This is a genomic window from Curtobacterium sp. PhB146 (assembly GCF_004342995.1).
Taxonomy (GTDB): Bacteria; Actinomycetota; Actinomycetes; order Actinomycetales; family Microbacteriaceae; genus Curtobacterium.
On record NZ_SMBN01000001.1, the window covers coordinates 177,000 to 200,439 of the forward strand.

Consider the following 23,440-nt stretch of genomic DNA (forward strand, 5'->3'; position numbering starts at 1 on the left):
CCCTCCGGACGGGGTCAACATATCAGTACTGGAGTACGACGTGTCAAGCGCTGTTCAGCGGTCGATCGGGCGTCCCCGAGTGCCGCTCGCCCACGTCGTGTCCGCCGTGTCCCCGACCCGGAGCGACAGCGTGCCGCCGCGGGTGACGAAGGACGCCGGGACCCACGACTTCTCGAGGGTCCGCCCGTCCAACCGCGCACCGTGCACGTAGGGCGCCGTGCCGGAGGACCGCACGACGATCCGCTCCCCGCTCGACCGCCGGATGTCGACCGAGCTGAACGTGGGGCTCCCGATGAGCATCTCCGCCCGCCCCGGCGTCTGCGGGAACAACCCGATCGACGCGAAGACGTACCAGGCGCTCATCGTGCCGAGGTCGTCGTTGCCCGGCAGCCCGCTCGGCCCGGTCGAGTACGCGTCGTCGACGACCCGGCGCACGGTCTCCTGCGTCTTCCACGGCTTGCCGAGCGCGTTGTACATCCACGGCGTGTGGATGTCGGGCTCGTTGGTCGGGTCGAACTTCGTGGCGTCGCCGCCGGTCACCGCGAACGCACCAGTGCTGTCGTGGAAGAACGCGTCGAGTCGCGCGACCGCCGCGTCGTCGCCACCGAGTGCGGTCGACAGCCCCTGCACGTCCTGCGGCACGAGCCACGTGTACTGCGCGCTCGTCCCCTGTGCGAACCCGGTGCCGGTCGAGGGCGACCAGTCGGGCGTCCACGATCCGTCGGCCTGCCGCGCGGCCTGGTACCCGACGGCGGCGTTGAAGGTGTTCTTCCAGTACTCGCCACGAACGCTGAACATCCGGGCATCGGAGCGCAGCCCGAGGGAACCCGCCCAGTACCCGAGCGCACTGTCGGAGATCGAGTCCTCGAGCGTCTCGGCAGCGCCGCCCCAGCACGAGCAGTCGTCGTTCGCGGCGTACTGGCGCTGCAGGTACTCGTCGAGCGCCGGGCGTTGCGCCAGGCACTGGCCCGGGCACCCGATGTCGCTCTCGGCGTCGGCGTTCTCGACGGTCGCCTGGTGCTTCAGCGAGGCGTAGGCGGCCCGCACGTCGAAGTTCCGGACCCCCATCGCGTACCAGGTGGCGAGGGTCGCGGCCGAGGGGTCACCCGTCATCACGTGCGTCGGCGCCCCGAGGTGGAGCCAGCGGTCCCACACCCCACCGTTCTGCTGGGCGAACCGCAGCATCGACTGCGCCATGTCCCCGGCGACGTCCGGCCGCAGCAGTGCGAGCAGTTGGATCTGCGCCCGGTACTGGTCCCACCCGGAGTACGTGCCGTAGACGGCGCGGTGCCCTCGGTCCATGCGGTGCACCCGCTGGTCCGGCCCCAGGTAGCGGCCGTCGCGGTCGTTCAGCGTGTTCGGCTGCATGAGCGCGTGGTACACAGACGTGTACAGCTGGGTGGTGCGGTCCGCGGTGCCGCCTCCGACGCGCAGACGCGACAGTTCGCGGTTCCAGGAGGCCCGTGTGCCGGCCGCCACACTCGCGACGGTCGAGCGCTGGGTCACCTCGCCGTCGCGGTTCGCGATCGCTCCTGCGGCGCTCACGTACGAGATGCCGATCTTCGCGTGCACCGTCGCACCGCGACGCGCGTCGAACCCGACCCACGCGCCGGAGCCGCGTCCGGCACGGTCGGCGCCGGTCAGGTAGCCCTCCCCACCGGAGGAGGACGTGCCTCCCGGTCGGACCGTGCCGTCCTGCCAGGTGCCGGTGCTCGTGAAGGCCTTGTCGAAGGTGGCCGTGAAGAACAGCCGGTAGTAGCTGCGCCGGTCGGGGTTGGTGGCCCCGCCGCCGTTCGCCCGGCGGCTGCAGAAGCCGCCGGTGAGGACGCTGCCGCTCACCGTGCGGGTGCGGGCGTCGACGCGGGTGGTCGCGGCCTCGCTGCCGTTGATCGAGTTCGAGGTCCGGAAGAGCAGGTTCGCGGCCTTCCCGGCGGGGAACGCGAACTCGCCGATCCCGGCCCGGGTGGTGACGGCGAGGTCGGTGCGGACGCCGTTGTCGAGTGCGACGCCGTAGCGCCCGGGGCTCGCGGACTCGTCGTCGTGCGAGTAGCCGGCGGCGTAGACCGCGTCGGTGCTGTCGGCCGACGGCGACGTCGTGATCGGGGTCGTGACCGGCATGATCGGCACGTCACCGGCGGCCCCCGGCGCGCAGCCGGCACCGTTCAGGTGCGTCAGGCTGAACCCGCGCAGCCGGTTCACGTCGTACGAGTAGCCGTTCGCGACCGGCGTCGAGGTCTGGTCGCCCGCGGTGCCGGTGGGACTCCACTGGAGCATGCCGAACGGTGCGGTCGCGCCGGGCCAGGTGTTGCCGTCGCCGCTCGTGCCGATGAACGGGTCGACGTACCGGGCGGGATCGGAGACAGTCCGCCCCGCCTGCGCTGCCTGCCCTGACGGCGAGGCGACGGCCGGCGCGGCGACGACCCCCGTCCCCAGCAGCGCGGCGATCGTGGCCACCGCGGCGAGCGGGAGCGGGCGGACGAGCGGGCGACGGTGCACGCGAGAACGGTTCACGTCGGCGACGCTAGCCCCCTCGGACGGGGGACGCGCGATCCGTCACCGAGCCCTCTCCTGCTGTTCACCACGGTCGGCGTGTTCGGGGCCCGCAGGCGGGTTCACCGCCGCTGGTAGCGTCCGGGCATGGTGTCGACGACCGACGAACCGGCCCGAGGACGCGTCCGCGACCTGCTCGGGCTGCCGTCCCCTGACGAGCTCCGTCCGGTGGCGGTCCGCCTGGAGCCGCTCGGACGCGACGGGTCGGTGCGGTGGGCACGCGTCGAGCTGGACACGGCCGACGGCGACACCATCCCGTGCTTCCTCCTGACCCCGGACCACGGCACGGGAACGGACGTCATCGCCGTCCACCAGCACGCGGGCGACTTCACCTCCGGGAAGAGCGAGACCGCCGGGCGGGCGGGGGATCCGACTCTCGCCTACGGCGTGGTGCTCGCTCGCAGTGGGGCCCGCGTGGTCATCCCCGATCTGATCGGTTTCGAGGAACGCCGACGCGACTGGACTGACGACCCGGCGGCCGACGAACGCCTCGACGCGCTCTTCCGTGTGGCGGACGGCAGCAGCCTGCAGGCGAAGCACTCGCGTGACATCGCCACGGTGACGTCCTGGATGATCGAGACGAGTACTGCCGACACCGAACTCGGCATCGTCGGACACTCCCTCGGCGGACAGGTGGCGCTGTTCGCACTCGCCGTGGACGCCCGACTCACGCGGGGCGTGGTCAGCTGCGGACTCGGGACGCTGGCCTCGTTCGAGGACGCTCGGATCCGCCACAACCCGGCCTGGTTCGTCCCGGGACTCACCGCCGCTGGCGACATCCCCCTGGTCGCGTCGGCCGTTGATCAACCGGTCCTCGTCGCGGCGGGACGGGACGACGGACTGTTCCCCCTCGCCGGCGTCCGGCGCGTCCTCGACGCGTTCCCTCCGGGTGTCGCGACGACCGAGGTGTTCGACGGCGGCCACACGATGCCGGCGCGCATCACGGAAGCGGCACTCCGGCACCTGCTGCCCACGTGAACGGATGATCAGGACCCGTCGCGCACCGCGACCTGGTCCACGAACGCCCGGACGCGAGCGCGGAACGCCGGGTCCGCCGCCGGGCCCTGCACCGGCACGACGTGCAGCCGCCGGTCACCACGGCGGAGGGCAGGTCCGACGAACACCCCCTCGGTGACGTCCGGGGCGGTGGCTGCCCAGAGGGTCGAACGAGCGCCGTCCGCAGCGGTCCGGGCCAAGCTGCGTGCGACCATGCCGCCGAGGCGCTGTGTCAGGGTCTCCGCCTGGCCGTTCATCCCCGTCGCCGCGATGCCGGGGTGCGCGATCACCGACCGGATGTCCGAACCGGCAGCACGGAGTCGTTCACCGAGGTCGACGCTCAGCGCTGCGGCCGCGGTCTTGGAGTCGGTGTACACACCGAACTGCGAGTAGTCGTCCGGACCGTCGACCCCGCCCGGACCGGGCACTCGGCGGGTGCGCTGCGACAGGTTCGAGCCGACGAGCACGATGCGGGGCGACGGCCCGCCGAGCAGCGGGAGCATCGCCTCGGCGAGCACGGCCGGCCCGACGACGTTCGTCGCCCAGGTCCGTTCGATGCCCTCGTCGGTTCGCCCGAACGTGCCGATCGTCGCACCGGCGTTGTTGACGAGGGCGTCCACGGCGATGCCGTCCTCGGCGAGCTGCCGGGCGAACGCCGTGACGGACGCGACGGACGCGGTGTCGACGAGCCGCGCCTCCAGGTCGAGCCCCACGGGGAGGACGCGAGCCGCCTTGTCGAGGTCACGCACGCCGGCGACGACGCGGGCGCCGGCCGACGCGAGGGTCGTGGCGACGACGAGGCCGAGCCCACCAGTCGCGCCGGTGACCACCACGGTCCTGCCGTGCTGGTCGGGCATCGCTGCCGGTTCCCACTCGAAGCTGTCCATCGTCGTCTCCTGCTCGTTCGGCGCACCCAATCGGATGATTCATCCGGAACGCTAGCACAACCGGATAGAGTGTCCACATGACGATCGCGATGGCCCGACCCGAGGCGCTGCGCTCCGACGCCCAACGCAACCGGACGGCACTGCTCGACGTCGCCCGCGCCTTCGTCGACCGGGGCGAACCGGCCCTGCTCAACGCCGTCGCGCACGAGGCCGGAGTGGGGGTCGGGACGGCCTACCGGCACTTCCCGAGCCAGCAGCACCTGCTCGAAGCGCTCGCGATCGACGCGCTCGAGGACATGCTCGACCAGGTCCGCGACGCCGTCGTGCTGCCGGACGCAGCCGATGCGCTCCGCGGGGTCGTCACGGCCGCGTTCCGGAGCATGGTAGACGACGCAGCCCTCGGTGACCTGCTGACGAACGGCGGGTTCTCCTGTGCGGACACCGCTGCCCTCGCCGGCGACCTGGTGGTGTCCGTCGACGCGCTGCTCGCGCGGGGACGCACCGAGGGGATCGTCCGGACGGACGTCGACGCCGACGACCTCCGCCGACTGCTGTGCGGGCTGCGCGAAGCGGCCGTCGCCGGCGGCACCCGGGTCAGCGATCCGGAGCGCTACGTCGAGATCCTGCTCGCCGGGCTCCGTCCGACGAGCTGACCGACGCCCTGATCGCGGCGAGGCCGACGAGCGCCCCGAACCCGCAGACGGCCACCGCCGCCACCGCGACCGCGATGTAGGCCGCTTCGGTCGAGGACCCCCGGTAGGGCATGTCGTCGAGCCATCCCAGTCCGGCGATCACGATCACCAGGCCGATCGCGACGCTGCCGGCCACCACCAGCACCGCATCACGGGCGGCCCGGAGCACGGTGCGCGAGCGGTGTTCCACGGGTTCATCCTGCCGGGCGGCGGCGGGCACTGTCAGGATGGGCGCATGAGCGTCATGGTCTCCGTGTTCGATGCGCACCGCAGCCGTACGAGCGAGAAGTACACCGCCTACCCGCCGGACGTCCTGCCGATGTTCGTCGCCGAGATGGACTCGATGCTCGCGGAGCCGGTGCGCGACGCCCTCGTCGCCGCGGTCACCAACGGTGACACCGGGTACGTCGGCCACGGTCGTGCGCTGCCCGAGGCGTTCGCGGACTTCGCCGAGAGCCGGTGGGCCTGGCGCGTCGACCCCGACCTCGTCCGCACCACCACCGACGTGTCGGTCGCTGCGGTGGAGATGCTCCGCCGGATCATCGAGCCGGGCGACCAGGTCGTCATCATGCCGCCCGTGTACCCGCCGTTCTGGGAGTACGTGTCCGAGGCCGGCGGCACCGTGACCGAGGTCCCGTTGCTCGCACCCGACGGCCCCGCGGACCCGTTCGACACCACGGCCGGTTGGCGGATGGACCTGGACGGCCTCGCGCAGGCGTTCGCCGACGGCGCGCGTACCGTGCTGCTCTGCAACCCGCACAACCCCCTCGGCCTGGTGCACGACCGCTCGTCGCTCGTCGCACTCGCGAAGCTCGCCGCCGAGTGGGACGCCGTGGTCGTCTCGGACGAGATCCACGCGCCGCTCGTGCACGCCGACGCGGTCTTCACGCCGTTCCTGGAGTCCTGCCCCGAGGGCGCCGCGCTCGGGGTCTCGTTGACGAGCGCGAGCAAGGCCTGGAACCTCGCGGGCACGAAGTGCGCGCTCATCGTCGGCGCCTCGGAGCGGGCCCGTGCCTGGTTCGACGCCCTGCCGACCGAGGTCGTCGAGCGCACGGGCATCCTCGGGTACACCGCGAGCGTCGCCGCGTTCAGCGAAGGGGGGCCGTGGCTCGCGTCCCTGCTCACCGAGCTGGCCGCGAACCGCCGCACCCTGGCCGAGCGGATCGGTGACGTCCTGCCCGGGGCGGAGTACCGGCAGCCGCAGGCGTCCTACCTGGCGTGGCTGGACCTGCGCGCCCTGCCGTGGGGCGACGACCCCGCGGCGCTGCTGGTCGACGAGGCGAAGGTGGCGCTCGCCTCCGGCCCGGCGTTCGGACGCCAGGGTCAGGGCTTCGCGCGGCTGAACTTCGGGTGCTCGGCCGAGACCCTGGACGACGGCCTCAGCCGCCTGCGCACCGCGTTCCGGCAGCGTGCAGACGGCTGATCGTCGGTCCTACTCGAACACCTGCCAGGCCGGCTTGTTCGCGTACGTGTAGCGGTAGTAGTCGGCGAGCTGCAGGCCGGCCGCGGCTTCCTCGTCGACGACGACCGTCGCGTGCTCGTGCAGCTGCAGCGCCGAACCGGGGACGAACGAGCTGAGCGGCCCCTCGACCGCGGCGGCGACCGCGTCGGCCTTGGCGGAGCCCTGCGCGACGAGGACGAGCTGCCGGGCGTCGAGGATGGTGCCGAGCCCCTGCGTCATGCAGTGCGTCGGGACCTGCTCGGGCGAGTCGAAGAACCGGGCGTTGGCGTCACGGGTCGACGGTGCCAGGGTCTTGATCCGGGTGCGCGAGGCGAACGAGGACGTCGGCTCGTTGAACCCGATGTGCCCGTTCGCTCCGATCCCCAGGATCTGCACGTCGATCCCGCCGGCGGCACGGATCGCGGCGTCGTACTCCTTCGCCGCGAACTCGAGGTCGTCGGCACGACCGTCGGGCACCCGCACCCGCGAGGGGTCGAACCCGAGCGGCGCCACGACGTCGCGCGCGATGACGCTGGCGTACGACTCCGGGTGCTCGAGCGGGATGCCGACGTACTCGTCGAGGGCGAACCCGCGAGCCTCGGCGAACGAGATCTCGCCCGCACCGACCCGACGCTGCAGGTCGGTGTAGATGCCCTGCGGGCTGGATCCGGTGGCGAGACCGATGACGGCGGACGGCTTCTTGGCGACGACGGACGCGATCTTGGCCGCGGCGACGCGACCGACCTCAGCCGGCGTGGGCAGGATGATGATCTCCACACGCCCATGCTACTGGTCATGACCAGTCTCCGACAGGGCGGGATCGGTAGCGTGGGGACATGCCCACCCCCGACTTCGTCCTGTCCCTCCGCTCGAGGATCGGCACCGATCCGCTGTGGCTGACGGGCGTCACCGCGGTGGTCACGCGGGGTTCCGGTGCCGACCAGGAGCTGCTCGTGGTCCGTCGTGCGGACAACGGCGCCTTCACCCCGGTCACCGGCATCGTCGACCCGGGCGAGGAACCGGCCGTCGCCGCCGAGCGCGAGGTCCTGGAAGAGGCGGACGTCGTCGCCGTGGCCGAACGGCTGGCGTGGGTGCAGGTGCTGCCGGAGATGACGTACCCGAACGGCGACCGGGCGCAGTACCTCGACCTCGTGTTCGCCTGCCGGTACGTCTCGGGCACGCCGAACCCGGCGGACGGCGAGAACACCGAGGCGTTCTGGGCCCGGCTCGACGACCTGCCCGACATGCCCGCGAACATGCGGGCCCGCGTTGCGGCCGCCCTGTCCGACGAGCGCGAGGCGCGCTTCCAGCGCTGACCCCACCGGACGGGAGGCCCGGTGCCAGGCCGTCACGCGCCTCCCGTCCGCCCGTGGTCGCGTCCACCCCGCGAAAGCGACAGTGTGCCGCCGACGTTCCGCGGGGAACCGTCGCTTTCGCGGAGGGGACGCGCCTGGCCCGGCGAGGACTGTCGCTTTCGTCGAACGAGCAGTCGCGGTCAGGTGAGCGGGGCCACCGCCACGGGGGCGCCGAGCAGGCGGACGGCGACGGACTCGCCGGCGGCGCGACGGTCGCCGACCTCGTGCTGCACGGTCACGACGGTGTCGTCGTCGAGCCGGACCGTGGTGCGGCGGATCGAGCCGAGGAAGCTCGACGACACGACGGTGCCGGTGATGCCCTCCGGGGCGAAGGCGACGTCCTCCGGTCGGACGTAGGCGAGCACCGGCCCGTCGGCGGCCGAGGCGTCGAGCGCGGGCACGCGGAAGCCGTACACGAACACGTCGCCGCCGCGCAGGTCGCCCTGCAGCCGGTTCGACTGGCCGACGAAGTCCGCCGTGAACGCCGACGACGGAGAACGGTAGAGCTCCTCCGGCGTGCCGATCTGCTCGATGTCGCCGGCATTCATCACGGCGATGCGGTCGGAGACGGCGAGCGCCTCTTCCTGGTCGTGGGTGACGAACACCGTGGTGATGCCGAGGTCGCTCTGGATGCGGCGGATCTCCTCACGGAGCGAGACCCGCACCTTGGCGTCGAGGGCGGACAGCGGCTCGTCGAGCAGGAGGACGCGGGGCCGCGTGACCAGGGCCCGGGCGAGGGCGACGCGCTGCTGCTGGCCACCCGACAGCTGGTGCGGGTAGCGCTCGGCGAACTCGCCCAGGTGCACCATGTCGAGTGCCTCGACGACGCGGCTCCTGCGCTCGGCGGCGGGGACACGGCGCATCTCGAGGCCGAACGCGACGTTCTGCCGCACCGTCATGTGCGGGAACAACGAGTACTGCTGGAACACCATCCCGATGTCGCGCTTGTTCACCGGGGTGGTGGCGACGTCCTGGCCGTCGATGCGGATGGCGCCGGCGTCGATGGCCTCGAGGCCGGCGAGCGCTCGGAGCGCCGTCGTCTTGCCGCAGCCCGACGGCCCGAGCAGGGACACGAACTCGCCCGGTTCGACGCGGAGCGACAGTCCGGCCAGGGCCCGGTGCGTGCCGTAGTGCTTCTCGACGGCCTCGAGCTCGACGACGGCGCCGGTGGAGGCGAGGGACGCCGGGGCTGCCGGTGCGGTGACGGTCATGCGGACTCCTTGACGCGGGTGGTGCGGACGGTGCGGGTACGGCCGCCACGACGGCCCGTCCCGATGCGGCCGATGACGACGAGCAGGACGAAGCCGAACACGAGGGCCGCGACCGAGAAGATCGCGGCGACGTACGGGTCGGTCTGCTGCACGAGCACGAGGGCGGTCTGGAAGGTGGTGCGGGACAGGAACGCGGCGAGCGTGTACTCGCCGAGGACCACCGTGATGGTGAGGAAGCACGCGGCGGTGATGCCCCGGCGGAGGTTCGGCAGGAGCACCCGCCAGGTGACCGTCCACCACGAGGCGCCGAGCGACCGGGCGGCCTCGGACAGCACCGTCATGTCCGTCGCGGTGATGGCGGCGGCGATCGGGCGGAACGCGAACGGCAGCGTGACGATGCCGATCGCGAAGGCCAGGGTCCAGGCACCGGACCCGAAGACCCGCGAGACCACCTGGTACACGGGGATGAAGCCGACGACGAGCACCACCACGGGGACCGTGATCGGGACGATGCAGACGAACTCGAGCACGCGGCGAAGCTTCGGGTAGCGCAACGCCGTGATGATCTGGGCGGGCAGCAGGACGAACAGCACGATGCCGACGGTGATGACCGCGATGAGCAGCGATGCCCCGAGGCCGTCGAACACCGGCTGGTAGGTGGACGCGTTGACCGGGTCGACGATGGCCGCCCAGTGCGCGAAGGTCAGACCGTCGTCGGTGCCCTGGCGGAAGGTGAACTGCACCAGCGCGGCCAGCGGGACGGCGAGGACGATCCCGACGACCGTGAGCACGGCCGTGGCGGTGCCCCGTGACGGGGCCGTGCCGAAGCGGCCGACGCGGGGCGGGCCTCCCGTCCGACCGGACGCGACCGACGTCGGACGCGACGGCCCCACCGGCGTTGCCGCGCTCATCGCTGCCACCTTGCGGCCCGGCGTTGCAGCAACGAGTACGCGCCCATGACGACCGCCATCACGACGACCATGCCGAAGGCGAGCACCCCGGCGACGTTCTGCAGACCGATGAGCGTTTCGCTGGTGAGCTGCGTGCGGATCGTGAGCGGCACGATGCCGCCCTGCGAGATGAGTGCCGCGGCGGTGGCGAACGACGAGAAGCCGTTCGCGAAGAGCAGGAGCAACGAGCCCCAGAACGCCGGTGCGAGCACGGGCAGGGCGATCCGGCGCCAGTACGTGGCGCGGGAGGCGCCGAGGGTGGCGGCGGCCTCGCCCCACTGCGTCTTCACGCCCTCGAGTGCGGGCATGAACGTGAGCACCATCAGCGGCACCTGGAAGTAGACGTAGGGGATCACGAGACCGGGCACCGTGTAGAGGAAGGCGCCGGTCGCGTTGCGGTCGACGTCGACGAGGGACACCAGCCACGTCGTGACGAGGCCCTGCACGCCGATCGTGGCGATGAACGCGAACGCGAGCATGACGCCGCCGAACTGGGCGAGGACGCTCGCGGCCGAGTCGATCATCGACCGGACGAGCCCGTCGGGCCGCAGTGCCGACAGTGCCCAGCAGACGAGCGCTCCGATGACGGCGCCGATCACGGCGGACACGGCGGACAGGCCGAACGAGCCGCCGAAGGCCCGCAGGACGGGGGGCTCGGCGAACGCTGCGAGGTTCGCGAGGGTGAACGCGCCGTCGTCGGTGAAGAACCCGCTGCCGACCGCGATCACCGCGGGGACGGCGAGGAAGAGCAGGACGTACGCGGCGAACGGGGTGAGGCCGAGCCAGGCCAGGCCGACACGGCGCCGGACACGGGGTCCGGCGCCGTGACGGACGGCATCGGCGGACGCTCGTGCGGACGGCGGGAGCACGGGGCTCGTCGCGCTCGTCGCCGGTGCGCTCGCCGCTGGCGCGGGCGCGCCCGCCGATGCGGTGGTCATGCTGGTCAGGACCCCATGGTCGAGGACCACTTGGCCGACAGCACCTTCGCGGCGTCTGCCACCTGCGCGTCGGTCAGCTCGACGTAGTCCTTCGGCGCACCACCGGCGGCGTCGAGGGCGTCCTGGTCGACCTTGCCGGACTCCTCCAGGGCGGCGAGGGTCGACGGGAACGCACCGGCCTGCAGGTACAGGTTCTGCGCCTCGGGGCTCGCGATGTACTCCTGCCACAGGCGCGCTGCGGCAGGGTGCGGGGCGTCCTTGTTGATGGCCTGCGAGTAGTACGAACCGAGCGCCTGACCCTCGGGCACGACGGTCTTCCAGTCCTTGTTGCCGCTCGCACCCGCTGCGGGGCCCCACGCGAGGTTGTTGTACGACCACTGGATGACCACGGGGGTCTCACCCGAGGCGACCGTGGCCTGCGTGGGCAGCACGTTCTGGAAGTTGCCGGCCTGCTTGAGCTTGCCGAAGTAGTCGACGCCCTTGGTGATGTCGTCGGCCGAGCCGCCGTTCTCGAGCGCGGCCAGGTAGACCGCGGACGCAGCCTGGTTCGCCTGCGTCGGGTCGCCCGCGATGGAGACCTTGCCCTTGTACTCGGAGCCGAGCAGGTCCGTCAGGTCCTTCGGGGCGTCCGTGATCTTCGACGAGTCGTAGCCGATCGACATCAGGCCCGTGTAGTCGCGGGTCCAGGCGCCGTCCTGCTCCTTGAGCGTGTCCGGGATGTCGCTCCAGTTCGCGACCTTGTAGTCCGTCAGCAGGTCGAGGTTCTCCTGCAGCACGGCGTTGCCGAGGTCGAGCACGTCGGGAGCGGTGGACTGCCCCTTCTGCGACTTCACCGCGGCGACCTCGTCGGCGCTGGAGCCGTTCGGGTTCGCGGAGTTGACCTTGATGTCGTACTTCTTCGTGAAGCCGTCGATGATCTTGCCGTAGTTGGCCCACGACGGCGGCAGCGCGATGACGTTGAGCTGTCCCTCGGCCTGCGCGGCCTTCACGAGGGCGTCCATGCCACCGGAGGCCTCGGCGCTCGTGGCGGTCTTCCAGTTCGTGTCGTCCTTCGTCGTGCTGGCCGAGCTCGTGGCCGAGCATCCGGCGAGGGTGACGATCGCTGCGGCGGCGAGGGCGATGCCGGCGATGGTGCGCTTGTGCTGCACGGGAGGTGCCTTTCGGGTGGGTGCTGCGGGTGCTTCAGGCGGGGCCGCGGTTCTCGGCCCGGGACGATCGTGGAGGCGGCCGGTTTCCGGCCCGTGCTGCGCCGGTGAACGGCTGCGGAACAGCGGGTGCGGCTGTACGATCTCGCCTGGCGGCACGCTCGGTGCGTGCTCCGGTTCACGGCCTGGAGGCACGGATGCAGTTCACGACGACGGTCCTGCTGGCGAGGAAGACGGCGACAGGGCTCCCGGTCCCGTCGTCCGTGATCGATGCGTTGGGTGCGGGGAAGCGCCCGCCAGTGGTGGTCACGATCAACGGCGGCTACACCTACCGGTCCACCGTCGGGGTCATGGACGAGCAGTTCCTGGTGCCGCTGTCCGCGTCGCACCGCGAGGCCGCGGGCATCGCTGCCGGGGACACCGTCGAGGTCACGCTCGTCGTCGACACGCAGCCCCGGGTCATCGACCTGCCCGACGACCTGGCGGCGGCGCTGCAGGAGGCCGGGGTCCGTGCGGCCTTCGACACCCTGTCGAACTCGCGGCAGCGAGCGCTCGCCGACCCGGTGTCGCAGGCGAAGGCGCCGGAGACCCGAGCGCGGCGCATCGCGAAGGCCGTGGAGGCGCTGCGGGGCTGAGCGGCGCGGGGCGGGGCGGCGCGGGGCGGGCGGCGCGGGGCGGCGGCGTACCTGGTCGATTCGGGCATACCTGGTCAGAAGTTCCTGGCAGGTATGCCCGAGAGCATGAGGTATCGCGCGCGCTCTGGGAAAGAACGGGCGAGCTCAGGCGCCGAGTTCGACGAGCACCCGCGGGATCTCGGTCACGAGTTCGCTCGCCAGGTACCCGAGGGGCCCGACCTGCACCGCGAGCCGATCACCGGCAGCCGCGTGCACGTAGGACGCCCACGCCACCGCCTGTGCCGGTTCCGCGCCACGAGCGAGCAGGCCGGCGACCGCACCCGACAGGACGTCGCCACTGCCGCTGGTGCCGAGTCCTCCGGAGCCGGTGCCCTTGATCCAGCTCCGCCCCTGGGGAGTCGCGATGGCGTCCCCCAGGGCCACGACCGCACCGAACCGCTGCGCGATCGCCATCGCGTCGGCCACGTCGTCGTCGCTGCCCTCCCGACCGAGGAGCCGTTCGGCTTCGCCGGAGTTGGGCGTCATCACCAGCCGACCCCGGAGCGGTTCCAGACGGTCCCGCACGTCGGCCGCCACCCCGAGGGCGAACGCATCGAGCACGACGGTGGTCTGTGGTCCGACGACGTCGGCGAGTCCGGCCACCAGGTCACGGGTGCCGTTCGGCTCGTCGAGTCCCGGGCCGACCAGCAGCGCGTCCGCACTCGCGGCGGAGGTGGCGATGCCCTCGATGGCGCCCACGGCGACGTGACCGTCCGCGTCCTCGTCGAGCGGTTCGACACCGGACTCGGGCACGGCGACCGCGACCTCGTTCGCGATGCTCCGCCCCACCGCGAGGGTGAGCCGCCCCGCTCCCACCCGGAGCGCAGCGAGCGCCGAGAGCATCGCGGCGCCGGGCGTCCGCGCTGCGCCGCCGACCACGAGCACCTGCCCGCGACCGTACTTGCCGGCGCCGGGCTCGGGGAGCGGCCAGTCCCGCAGGAAGTTCGGGGTGACGGTCTCAGCGGACATGCTCGTCGTCCTTCCGGCCGGTGTGCGCAGTGACCTCGTCGTCGTCGAGGTGCCCGACGGAGGAGAACTCCTCGAGCACCCACGGTGCGCCCGCCCGCTCGCGGCGGAGTCGGGTGAGGGAGGCGTTCGCGACCGCGTGCGTCCGAGCGAACTCCATGAGCGCCGGCTCGTCGAGGTCGAGGCACACCGCCACGACCAGCATCACGACGGCATCGTGCGCCGCGACGACGAGCCGCTCGGTGCCCTCGATCCGTTCGACGTCGACCAGTGCCGATCGGAGCCGGAGCATCACATCGGCCCAGGACTCGCCGCCCGCCGGCCGGTGGTAGTACTTGCCGAGCCACTGCCGGCGACGTTCCTCGTCGGGGTACCGGTTCCGGACACCCCGCAGGGTGAGCAGGTCGAGCACACCGAGCTCGCGGTCGCGGAGCCGCTCGTCCACCCGTTTCTCGGGCTCGGCCAGCCCGCCGGCCCCGAGCGCGATCTCGATGGTCTGCTGCGCACGCAGGTACGGCGAGACCCACAGCGCCACGGGGACTTCGTCGATGCCACGATCGGCGAGTTCCTGTCCGAGCGACCGCGACTGCGACTCGCCGAGCGGGCTCAGCGGGACGTCGGCGTCCCGGTACTCGACGTCGATGACGTCGTCGCCCGCGCCCTCTGCTCGGGCGGCGGCGACGTTCGCGAGCGATTCACCGTGGCGGACGAGCCAGATCTCCTGCACTGCCATGCCGCCACGCTAACCACGCCGCGCTGAGCCGGCTCACCGACGCCCACCGACTGCGGTGCGGCGGGCGCTCCGGACCGGGCGGATCGCACACGGCAACCCCGCGGCGCGGAACCGGAGCGCCAGCGCATCGAGGTCGAACAGGTCCCGCCACTCGAGCCGGATGATCGTCCGCACACCCGGCACCGTGAGCAGCCTGGCGTGGCGACGTTTCTCGTCCAGGAACACCTCGGTCTGGCTGCGACCGCCGAGGTACCGGTCCTGCGTGTACTTCGCGCGTCCGTCGATCTCGACGACGACGCCTTCTGCGGGGAACCAGAAGTCGACGGCGGACCGGCGACCGTCGACGACGAACTCCTGCTGCAGCACGGGGGCGGGCAACCCGAGCTCGCGGAAGACCACGCGCGCGAGTGACTCCGCCGGCGACCCCGAACGCCCGTCGGCCAGGTCGAGGACCTGCGCGGCCCGGGCCCGCCCGCGAGCACTCGGGTGCACCGCTCGCCACAGCTCGTCGCGCTCGGTCCCGTTGCGCAGCGCAGCGTCTGCCATGACGACCCCAGTGCGCAGGTCCCCGCTCATCGCGATGTCGATCACCGTCCGCGGGACCGCGGTCACGGCGAGGTCACCGATCCGGACCCGTTCAGCGCCGGACACCGGTCTCGTGTGCAGGACCAGCTCGGGGGTCCTGCCCCGGTACATCGACTCCGGCACGGTGGCGTGCACCGGGACGCTCCACCCGCCGAGCGCGGGCAGCCCGTGCACCGCGGCCGCCGAGTCGTGCGATGCCGTCGCCCGCGAGCCGAGCCGGCCGAGCCGCGCGTACACGCGGGTGACGTACCGCTGCCGTGGCCCGGCCGCGTCCCACGCTGCGCCGTCGACGAACGCGTTCGGCCCTGCCCGGACGAGTCGGCCCGGACCCTGGAGTCGGGTCCGGCGGCGCAGGGTGGTGGCGTCGAGTCCGGCCTCACGCGTGGCCGAGGCCCGGAGGATGGGCAGCGGTTGGTTCATGGAGGAGACGTTGCCCGACCCGCCACGCGCCCAGCGGGCTGACGTCGAGGTCTGTGGACGGGCCTCCAGGCCTGCCCGCCTGGGGAGGGAGGACGTTCCTTCCCAGAACGGCCGCGATGCCAAGCGGAATCGGGCGTACCTGGTCGGAACTTTCGACCAGGTACGCCCGAATCGACCAGGTACCCACCCACCCACGCCCGCACCACGCACAGAGCGGCGCCGGACGGAACGCACCCGTGTCCCGTCCGGCGCCGCGGTCTCTCCCCCGAGGGGGACCGGCCCCGCTGCCTCAGGCCCGGCGTACCCGCAGGGTCACGATCTCGAAGGGCCGGAGCGTGAGCACGACCGGCTCCCCCGAGTCCCACGAGTCCCCCAGCGGGCGTTCCAGCAGGTCCACCGTCGCCACCGAAGCGACGTCGAACCCGAACGACACCCCGACGTCGGTCGCCCGACCGCCGGAGGCCTCGTACAGTCGAACGACCACGTCACCGGAGCGGTCCTCGGCGAGCTTCACGGCCTCGACCAGGACCTGCGGCGACGACACCGAGACCAGCGGCGCAACCCCGGTCGTCCCCTCGACCGAGCGCACCGGCAGGTTCAGCCGGTAGCCGGAGTCGGCGGCGTCGAGCACCGACGCCCCCACCCGCAGCACGGTCCGGAACACGTGGTGCCCCTGGTCGGCGTTCGGGTCCGGGAACGTCGGTCCGCGCAGCAACGACTCGCGCACGAGCGTCGTGGTCCCGCCGTCGGGCCGCGTCGAGCGTGTGATGTCGTGTCCGTAGGTGGAGTCGTTCGCCACCGCGACGCCGAACCCGGGCTCGGCGACGTGCACCCAGCGGTGCGCCGACGTCTCGAAGCGGGCGTGGTCCCACGAGGTGTTCTGGTGGGTCGGCCGGTCGATGTGCCCGAACTGGATCTCGCTCGAGGCGGACGACGCACGGACGTCCACCGGGAACGCGAGCTTCAGCAGCTTCTGGTGCTCGTGCCAGTCGACCTCGGTCTCGATCACCAGCTCTGCGAGCCCGGCGACCGCCGAGTACCGGGTCGTGAGCGTCGACGACCCGAAGGACCGTTCCACCACGAGCGAGGAGCCGTCGATCGCGACCGACGACGCTGACAGGACGGTGCCGTTGCGCTGGTACGCGCGGTCGATGTCCCACGCCTCCCACTGGTTCGGGGTGTCGCGGAAGACGGTGTACTCGGCAGCTGCCGCACCCGGTGCGATCGCGTCGCGCCCGCTGGCGCGGTCGACGAGCGACACGACGTGGCCAGCGCCGTCGATGGTCGCCGTGACGACGCCCGTGTCGAACACGAAGTGGTCGCCAGAGCGGACGGGAGGCACGGGTCGCGGTTCCGAGCCGAGCGAACCACCCAGGGCGGCCGCGTCTCCCGCCGCGACCGGCGAGGCGTTGAAGCGCACGACGTTCCCGGACGAGCCGCTCCCGCCGACGGCGTCGGCGCCGGACGGCGCGTCGAGCAGCGCGCTGCTGCCGCCGGCGGCGGCCGACGACGAGGCCCCGACCCCGGCGAGCGCCGCAGCACCCCCGTTCGCGAGCGCGGTCGTCGCGTTGCCGATCAGCCCTTCGAGCACCTCGGCGATCTGCGCGTAGTTCTCCTCGGCGTTCTCGTAGACCCAGGCGATCGAGGACCCCGGCAGGATGTCGTGGAACTGCTGCAGCAGGACGGTGTGCCAGGCGCGCTCGAGCTCTTCGCAGGGGTAGTCGAGCCCGAGGCGCACGGCCGCGGTCGACGCCCACAGCTCGGCTTCGCGGAGCAGGTGCTCGGAGCGACGGTTGCCCTGCTTCGTGCGGATCTGCGACGTGTAGGTGCCACGGTGGAACTCGAGGTACATCTCGCCGGACCACACGCCGGGGGTCGGCAGCACCCGTTCGAGCTCCTCGAAGACCTGGGCGGGGGTGCCGAGCTGCACGCGCGGCGAGCCGTCCAGGTCGTGCTGGCGTCGGGCGGCTGCGACCATCTCGCGGGTGGGTCCGCCGCCACCGTCACCGAAGCCGTAGAGCAGCATCGAGGTGTTGGCGACGCCGCGCTCCTTGTTGTTCCGTTCGCCCCGGTGCAGATCGGCGGCGGAGACGTCGGAGTTGTAGGTGTCGGCCGGCGGCAGGTGCGTCAGGACGCGCGAGCCGTCGATGCCCTCCCAGTGGAAGGAGGTGTGCGGGATGACGTTCGTCTCGTTCCACGACGGCTTCTGGGTGACGAACCACTTCGAGCCGGCGGCGCGGACGATCTGGGGCAGCGCACCGGAGTAGCCGAACGAGTCGGGCAGCCAGGCCTCGGGGGTGTCGATGCCGAACTCCTCGAGGAAGAAGCGCTTGCCGGCGACGAACTGTCGTGCGAGCGCTTCACCACCGGGCAGGTTCGTGTCCGACTCGACCCACATGCCACCGACCGGGATCCACCGGCCCTCGGCGACGCGCTGCTTGATCCGGGCCCAGATCGACGGGTAGCCGTCGCGGATCCACGCGTACTGCTGCGCCGACGAGCACGCGAAGGTGAAGTCCGGGTCGCGGTCCATCAGGTCGAGGACGTTCGAGAAGGTGCGGGCGCACTTGCGGATCGTCTCGCGCACCGGCCAGAGCCAGGCGGAGTCGATGTGGGCGTGGCCGACGGCGATCGCCCGGTGTGCGGCGGCACTGGCGGGGACGGCCAGCACGGGTGCGAGGACCTGACGAGCATCGGTTGCGGTGCCGGCGACGTCGTCGGGGTCGAGCGCGTCCGCTGCCAGCTCGAGCGCGTGCAGGATGTCAGCGCCGCGGGTGCCGTCCGTGGGGAGTTCCGCCATCAGGCCGCGCAGGACCCAGAAGTCCTGCTGCAGCTCCCACACGGTGTCGTCGCGCTCGACGAGTTCGAGGGCGCGCACGCGGTAGATCGGCTTGTCACCCGCGGTGGAGCGCGACCCGAGGGGCGTCGCGCCCTGGAACGAGTCGCCGCCGATGTCCGGGTTCGCGCCGGCCTCGACGTACATCTCGAACGACTCCCCTGCGCCGACCTCGACCGGCACGGTGTCGTTCCGCGGCTCGACGCCCTTGATCGTGGAGCCGTCGGGCCGGTACGCCAGTCCCTCGGCCTGGAACCCCGGGTGCCGCTTGGTGAACCCGAGGTCGACGAGCAGTTCCGCAGTGGTCCCCGGCGCGGTACCGAAGTCGGCGGGGACGGTGCCGGTGATCCGGAACCAGGTGGTCCCCCACGGCCGGCCACCCCAGGCGCTGCCCACGGTGAACGGTGTGTACGCCTGCTGGACGGCGGAGTCGAACGGCACCGGCTCGTCCGGCACCTCCCACGCCTCGATCGTCACCGGCGCCGAGCGGCGGTGGACGGCGGGGTCGACACGGTCGCGGACGAGGCGGGCGATCCGGGCCTCGACGAGCGGTTCGTCCTGGTGCATGTGGTTCCTTTCGAGAGAGCCGGCCGGGGCCAGCAGATCAGCCCTTGATGCCGCCGGCGAGGGCGTTGCCGCCGCCGAGGCCTCGGGACACGATCACGTAGAGGGCGATGACGGGCACGGAGTAGACGATGGAGAACGCGGCGAGCTGTCCGTACGCGACCGCCCCGTTCTGCCCGAAGAAGTTGAAGATGCTCACCGCGGCGGGCACCTTGTCGGGCGAGAGCAGCAGGACGAACGGGACGAAGAAGTTCCCCCACGCCTGGATGAACACGAAGATGAACACGACGGCGATGCCCGGACGCATGAGTGGGACGACGATGCGCGTCAGGGTGGTCATCATCGACGCCCCGTCGGTCCACGCAGCTTCTTCGAGCGAGATCGGCACGGAGTCCATGAAGTTCTTCGCCATCCAGATCGCCATCGGCAGCGACGTCGCGGCGAGGAAGAAGATGCAGCCCCACACGTTGTCGATCAGGTTGAGCGACACGAACAGCGCGTAGACGGGCACCATCATGGCGGTGATCGGCAGGCCGGTCCCGAACAGGATGCTGTACAGGAACGGCTTGTTGACGCGCATCTTGTAGCGGGACAGCGGGTACGCGGCGAGCAGTGCGAAGACCACCGTGACGACTGCCGTGCCGCCGGAGAGCAGCAGGCTGTTCGCGAGCGGGATGAACGACAGCTCGGGTGTGAGCACCTTGGTGAAGTTGTCGAGCGTGAACTGCGTCGGCAGCTTCACGGACAGCGACGCCTGGGTGTCGACCGAGGCGAGGACGAGCCAGAGCAGCGGGACCGCGAAGCACACCGCGATGACGAGCAGCACGGTGTTCGCCACCCACCGCATGGTGCGGCCGCGGGGCGACGTCATGTGCAGCGAACCGGGAGCGGTCACCGAGCGGGTGGTGGTCGGGTCGAGGGACGGGGCAGCGATGGCCATCAGTCCACCTCCGGCTTGAGGGCTCGGATGTAGATGATCGAGAAGACCGCCCCCACCACGAGCAGGATGGTCGCGATCGCGGTCCCGAAGCCGAGCTGCGAGAACTTGAACGCCTCTTGGTAGGCGAGGATCGGCAGGGTCGACGAGTTCGTGCCCGGCCCACCCCCGGTCATCACGAAGATGAGGGTGAAGACCGACAACGTCTGCAGCGTCGTCAGCATCAGGTTCGTCGAGATGCTCCGTCGGATCACCGGCAGGGTGATGTAGACGAGGCGCTGCCACCCGGTGGCCCCGTCGACCTCGGCGGACTCGGTGATCTCCTCGGGGACCTCCTGCACGGCGGCGGAGTAGACGAGCATCGAGAAGGCCGTACCGCGCCAGATGTTCGCCAGGATCACGGCGAACATCGGAAACGTGTAGAGCCAGTTCGGTCCGCTGATGCCGATGGACTTCAGGAACTCGTTGAGCGTGCCCTCGTCGTTGAAGAACGCGTACGCGGCGAACGAGGCGACGATCTCGGGCAGGACCCAGGCGGCGACGACGAAGGTACCGACGATCGCGCGGACGGCCTTGTTGGCCGAGCGCATCAGGAGTGCGAGGCCGAGCCCCAGCACGTTCTGTCCCACGACCGCCGAGGCGAGCAGGAACACGACCGTCAGGATGACGGACTTCGGGAAGTCCGGGTCCTGGAACAGTTCGACGTAGTTCTGGAAGCCGACGAACTGCTGGTCAGCAGCGCCGGCGCCGGTGAGTGCGGAGTTCGTGAACGACCCGTAGAACGAGGAGATGACAGGGCCGAGCAGGAAGATGACGAGCAGGACGAGGGCGGGCAGGAGCGGGACCGCTCGACCGACGTTCCGCAGTGGTCGCCGCTTGCGCGGCACGGGTGGATCGGTGCGCTTCGGCGCACCGGGCGCCGACAGCGTCGGCGCGAGGGGGGTGCTGGACACGATGGGTGCCTTCCGGGTGCGGAGGGGTTCCGAAGGTGGGGAAGGACGGACCGGGAGGCGCGGTGCGGGGCCGCCCCGCGCCTCCCGTCCGTCAGTGGGTGACGTCCGTCAACCAGCCGAGACGGTGTTCTCCTTGCCGACCACCTGCGTGACGGCCTTGTCGTACACGGCAGCCGCCTGCTTCGGTGTCTGCTGTCCGGTCATCACCGACTCCATCGCGACCTGGATCGCGTTGGACACCTGCGAGTAGTCACTCGTCGCCGGGCGGAAGTTCGTGTTCTCCACCAGTCCGGAGAAGAACTTGAACGTCGGGTTGGCGTCGGTGTACGCGGTGTCGTCCGCGACGTCCTTGCGGACGGCGATCTGGCTGTTCTCGGTGTCGTACTGCAGCGAGCCGTCCTTGTCGAGGAAGCTCGTGATGAAGTCGAACGCCGCCTGCGGGTTCTTCGACTTCGCGCCGACCGCCAGGGTCCAGCCGCCGGACATCGAGTTGTAGCCCGGGTCCTGACCGTTCTGCGTCGGCATCGGTGCCTGACCCATCACGTCGTTCCACTCGGCCCACGGCGCGGTGCCGGACTTGAGCCACGTGCCGGACTGCCACGAACCGTCGAGGTCGATCGCGAGCTTGCCCTTCGGCAGCCACGTCTGCGCGATGGTCGTGCCGACGTTCGTGTCGAGCGCCTGCTGCGGTGTCGGGCCGAGGCCGCCCTGGTAGACGTCCTTCACGAACTGCAGCGAGTCCTCGAACTGCTTCGAGCCCGTGACCCACTTCTTGTCCTTGTAGAGCGTGTTGCCGGAGCCGTCCGCCCCGTACAGGAGCATCTCGAAGCCCTGCATGGTCGACGCCTCGCCCTGCGCCTTGCCCGAGTAGATGTTGAACGGGATGAGGTCGGGCTTCTTGTCCTTGATCGTCTTCGCCGCGGCGAGCACGTCGTCCCAGGTCTTCGGCTGCCACGGCACGGGCAGGCCGACGGACTTGAAGATGTCCTTGTTGTACCAAAGCGCGCGGGTGTCGGTGCCCATCGGGACGCCGTAGATCTTGCCGTCGTCACCCTGGCCGGCCTGCTTGGCGTTGTCGAAGAACTGGTCCCAGTCCTTCCACTTCGCCGTGTACTTGTCGAGCGGCAGGAGGTAGCCGGCCTCGGCGTCGGCCTTGACGAGGAACGTGTCCTCGTACATGACGTCGGGAGCCGTCGCGGGCGCCTTGTTCATGAGCGCGAGCTTCGTGTAGTAGTCGTTGCCCTGGGCCTGGATCGGGACGAGCGTGACCTTCTTGCCCGGGTTGTCCTTCTCGTACTCCTTCTTGACGACCTTCATCTGGGCGTCGAGCTGCTGGAAGGCTCCGAACTTCTGGTACGCGATCTTGATCGTGTCGCTCGAGGCGGACCCCGAGGCTGAGCAGCCTGCCAGGCCGACCGCGGCGACGGCCACGGCTGCGAGTCCGGCGATGATGCGGGTGCGTTTCATCGGTGCTCCTTTGCACGGGTGACATCCGCGGGCTCCATCGCCCGCGCGCAGGATTAGTCCAGCGTATGGACTTATCCGTGTCAAGGAGTTTTTCGCGCCGCGCGCGTCGGGTGCGCGTGGTCGAATCGGGCGTGCCGTGCCGAATCGGGCGTACATGGTCGGAACTTTCGACCAGGTACGCCCGATTCCGCTTCCCATCCCACGCGCTCTGGGAAGGAACGGCCGTCAGTCGATCGGGGTCGCGCTCCCCGTCACGGTGATCCCGCCGGACTCCGGCACGTCGACGAGCAGCAGGCTCGGACGACCGACGTGGCGCCCCTGCCGGATGACGACGCGGTCCCCCGGCTCGACGGCACCGACCTCGCGCAGGTACGCCCCGGTCGACGCCGCAGCCGAACCCGTCGCCGGGTCCTCGGTGATGCGGCCGGCGGGGAACAGGTTCCGCGCCTCGTACTCGCGCTCCCCGGTCCGGAGCAGCACCGTGACCGTCCCCTGCCAGCCGGCCTCGCGCTTGAGGTCGGCGAGCGGGCCGGGTGCGAACCGGAACTGATGGAAGAGCTCCGGGTCGTGCAGCACGACCACCGGGTGCCAGTTGCCGGCGAAGGACTCGAGCACCGGGAAGCCCGGCGCGATGTCGTCGGCCGTGAGCCCGAGCAGGTCGAACAACCGCGTGAGGAGCGCCGGGTCGATGTCCCGCGTCGCCGGTTCGACACTCGTCATCGCGACCTGGACCACTCCGTCCGGGCCGGTGGTGGCGTCGAGGGCGACCTCGCCGGCGGCCGTCGTGAACACTCGGCGGCCGAGCCCCTGCCGTTCGGCGAGCGCCACCGCGAGCGCGACCGTCGCGTGCCCGCAGAACGGCACCTCGGCGGCGGGCGAGAAGTAGCGGACGTGCGGGCCGGTCGCCGTGGTGCCGACGACGAACGCGGTCTCGGGGTAGCCGACCTCGCGGGCGACGGCGAGCATCTCGTCGTCGGAAAGCGCTGCTGCGTCGAGGACCAGGCCGGCGGGGTTGCCGCCCCCGGGCTCGGCAGCGAAGGCGGTGTACCGGAGGACGTCGATGCTCATGCTGCGACGCTACTGCGGGGGCGGCGAGGACTGCTGATCACGCATGGTGAGCAGGAATGGTCGGGTCCGCTG

General features: G+C 71.2%; 21 protein-coding genes. 5 read left to right on the forward strand and 16 right to left on the reverse strand.

Going from position 1 to position 23,440, the window contains the following annotated elements; all coding sequences use genetic code 11:
• Positions 1 to 54: 54 nt before the first annotated feature.
• A complete protein-coding gene (locus EDF33_RS00855) occupies positions 55 to 2,511 on the reverse strand; it encodes a GH92 family glycosyl hydrolase (RefSeq protein ID WP_243692320.1) in 2,457 nt (818 codons plus the stop codon).
• Positions 2,512 to 2,637: 126 nt separating this feature from the next.
• Between EDF33_RS00855 and EDF33_RS00860 the strand changes: the two genes are divergently transcribed.
• Positions 2,638 to 3,528 (forward strand): alpha/beta fold hydrolase, encoded by an 891-nt coding sequence (locus tag EDF33_RS00860; protein ID WP_132099086.1) that lies wholly within the window; start codon positions 2,638 to 2,640, stop codon positions 3,526 to 3,528.
• Positions 3,529 to 3,536: 8 nt separating this feature from the next.
• Here the strand turns inward: EDF33_RS00860 and EDF33_RS00865 are convergent, their stop codons facing one another.
• Positions 3,537 to 4,433, reverse strand: coding sequence for an SDR family NAD(P)-dependent oxidoreductase (locus EDF33_RS00865; protein WP_132099087.1), 897 nt, complete (start codon positions 4,431 to 4,433; stop codon positions 3,537 to 3,539).
• A gap of 77 nt (positions 4,434 to 4,510) precedes the next feature.
• On the opposite strand from EDF33_RS00865, the gene EDF33_RS00870 reads away from it, so the two are divergent.
• Positions 4,511 to 5,086 carry a TetR/AcrR family transcriptional regulator gene (locus tag EDF33_RS00870; protein WP_132099088.1) on the forward strand — a complete coding sequence of 192 codons (576 nt, stop codon included), beginning with the start codon at positions 4,511 to 4,513 and terminating at the stop codon, positions 5,084 to 5,086.
• On the opposite strand, the gene EDF33_RS00875 is transcribed toward EDF33_RS00870, so the two are convergent.
• Complete coding sequence (locus EDF33_RS00875) at positions 5,028 to 5,315, reverse strand: hypothetical protein (RefSeq protein WP_123293251.1); 288 nt, start codon at positions 5,313 to 5,315, stop codon at positions 5,028 to 5,030. The two genes, EDF33_RS00870 and EDF33_RS00875, sit on opposite strands and share 59 nt — an antisense overlap.
• Positions 5,316 to 5,360: 45 nt before the next feature.
• Between EDF33_RS00875 and EDF33_RS00880 the strand changes: the two genes are divergently transcribed.
• The gene (locus EDF33_RS00880) at positions 5,361 to 6,548 is read left to right on the forward strand and encodes an aminotransferase class I/II-fold pyridoxal phosphate-dependent enzyme (protein ID WP_132099089.1); all 1,188 of its coding nucleotides are present in this window, start codon (positions 5,361 to 5,363) and stop codon (positions 6,546 to 6,548) included.
• A gap of 9 nt (positions 6,549 to 6,557) precedes the next feature.
• Here EDF33_RS00880 and nagB read toward each other — a convergent pair whose 3' ends face one another.
• Positions 6,558 to 7,343, reverse strand: coding sequence for a glucosamine-6-phosphate deaminase (nagB, locus tag EDF33_RS00885; protein ID WP_132099090.1), 786 nt, complete (start codon positions 7,341 to 7,343; stop codon positions 6,558 to 6,560).
• A gap of 59 nt (positions 7,344 to 7,402) precedes the next feature.
• On the opposite strand from nagB, the gene EDF33_RS00890 reads away from it, so the two are divergent.
• Positions 7,403 to 7,882 (forward strand): NUDIX domain-containing protein, encoded by a 480-nt coding sequence (locus EDF33_RS00890; protein ID WP_123936898.1) that lies wholly within the window; start codon positions 7,403 to 7,405, stop codon positions 7,880 to 7,882.
• 179 nt (positions 7,883 to 8,061) lie between these two features.
• On the opposite strand, the gene EDF33_RS00895 is transcribed toward EDF33_RS00890, so the two are convergent.
• From EDF33_RS00895 to EDF33_RS00910, 4 genes are read right to left on the reverse strand one after another with little or no spacing between them, the layout of a single operon-like run.
• Positions 8,062 to 9,132: an ABC transporter ATP-binding protein gene (locus tag EDF33_RS00895; RefSeq protein WP_132099091.1), complete on the reverse strand. Its 1,071-nt coding sequence runs from the start codon at positions 9,130 to 9,132 to the stop codon at positions 8,062 to 8,064.
• On the reverse strand, positions 9,129 to 10,043 hold the full coding sequence (locus tag EDF33_RS00900) for an ABC transporter permease subunit (RefSeq protein WP_132099092.1): 915 nt from the start codon (positions 10,041 to 10,043) through the stop codon (positions 9,129 to 9,131). The genes EDF33_RS00895 and EDF33_RS00900 overlap by 4 nt, the downstream gene beginning before the upstream one ends.
• Positions 10,040 to 11,020: an ABC transporter permease subunit gene (locus tag EDF33_RS00905; protein WP_132099093.1), complete on the reverse strand. Its 981-nt coding sequence runs from the start codon at positions 11,018 to 11,020 to the stop codon at positions 10,040 to 10,042. Before EDF33_RS00905 ends, EDF33_RS00900 begins: the two co-directional genes overlap by 4 nt.
• Positions 11,021 to 11,025: 5 nt before the next feature.
• Positions 11,026 to 12,168 carry an ABC transporter substrate-binding protein gene (locus EDF33_RS00910; protein WP_132099094.1) on the reverse strand — a complete coding sequence of 381 codons (1,143 nt, stop codon included), beginning with the start codon at positions 12,166 to 12,168 and terminating at the stop codon, positions 11,026 to 11,028.
• 194 nt (positions 12,169 to 12,362) lie between these two features.
• Between EDF33_RS00910 and EDF33_RS00915 the strand changes: the two genes are divergently transcribed.
• On the forward strand, positions 12,363 to 12,800 hold the full coding sequence (locus tag EDF33_RS00915; protein ID WP_131877561.1) for a YdeI/OmpD-associated family protein: 438 nt from the start codon (positions 12,363 to 12,365) through the stop codon (positions 12,798 to 12,800).
• 144 nt (positions 12,801 to 12,944) lie between these two features.
• Here EDF33_RS00915 and EDF33_RS00920 read toward each other — a convergent pair whose 3' ends face one another.
• The 8 genes from EDF33_RS00920 to EDF33_RS00955 form a co-directional block, all read right to left on the reverse strand.
• Positions 12,945 to 13,808 (reverse strand): NAD(P)H-hydrate dehydratase, encoded by an 864-nt coding sequence (locus EDF33_RS00920; protein WP_132099095.1) that lies wholly within the window; start codon positions 13,806 to 13,808, stop codon positions 12,945 to 12,947.
• Positions 13,798 to 14,538, reverse strand: a complete 741-nt coding sequence (locus tag EDF33_RS00925; RefSeq protein ID WP_132099096.1) for a histidine phosphatase family protein — start codon at positions 14,536 to 14,538, stop codon at positions 13,798 to 13,800. Before EDF33_RS00925 ends, EDF33_RS00920 begins: the two co-directional genes overlap by 11 nt.
• Positions 14,539 to 14,571: 33 nt before the next feature.
• On the reverse strand, positions 14,572 to 15,543 hold the full coding sequence (locus tag EDF33_RS00930; protein WP_132099097.1) for a hypothetical protein: 972 nt from the start codon (positions 15,541 to 15,543) through the stop codon (positions 14,572 to 14,574).
• 289 nt (positions 15,544 to 15,832) lie between these two features.
• Positions 15,833 to 18,946 (reverse strand): glycoside hydrolase family 38 C-terminal domain-containing protein, encoded by a 3,114-nt coding sequence (locus EDF33_RS00935; RefSeq protein WP_132099098.1) that lies wholly within the window; start codon positions 18,944 to 18,946, stop codon positions 15,833 to 15,835.
• Between the two features lie 37 nt (positions 18,947 to 18,983).
• Positions 18,984 to 19,814, reverse strand: coding sequence for a carbohydrate ABC transporter permease (locus EDF33_RS00940; RefSeq protein WP_173169120.1), 831 nt, complete (start codon positions 19,812 to 19,814; stop codon positions 18,984 to 18,986).
• Between the two features lie 68 nt (positions 19,815 to 19,882).
• Positions 19,883 to 20,767 carry a sugar ABC transporter permease gene (locus tag EDF33_RS00945; RefSeq protein ID WP_235035790.1) on the reverse strand — a complete coding sequence of 295 codons (885 nt, stop codon included), beginning with the start codon at positions 20,765 to 20,767 and terminating at the stop codon, positions 19,883 to 19,885.
• 174 nt (positions 20,768 to 20,941) lie between these two features.
• Complete coding sequence (locus EDF33_RS00950; RefSeq protein ID WP_132099099.1) at positions 20,942 to 22,300, reverse strand: extracellular solute-binding protein; 1,359 nt, start codon at positions 22,298 to 22,300, stop codon at positions 20,942 to 20,944.
• A gap of 225 nt (positions 22,301 to 22,525) precedes the next feature.
• Positions 22,526 to 23,368, reverse strand: a complete 843-nt coding sequence (locus EDF33_RS00955; protein WP_123936908.1) for a PhzF family phenazine biosynthesis protein — start codon at positions 23,366 to 23,368, stop codon at positions 22,526 to 22,528.
• Positions 23,369 to 23,440 lie beyond the last annotated feature (72 nt).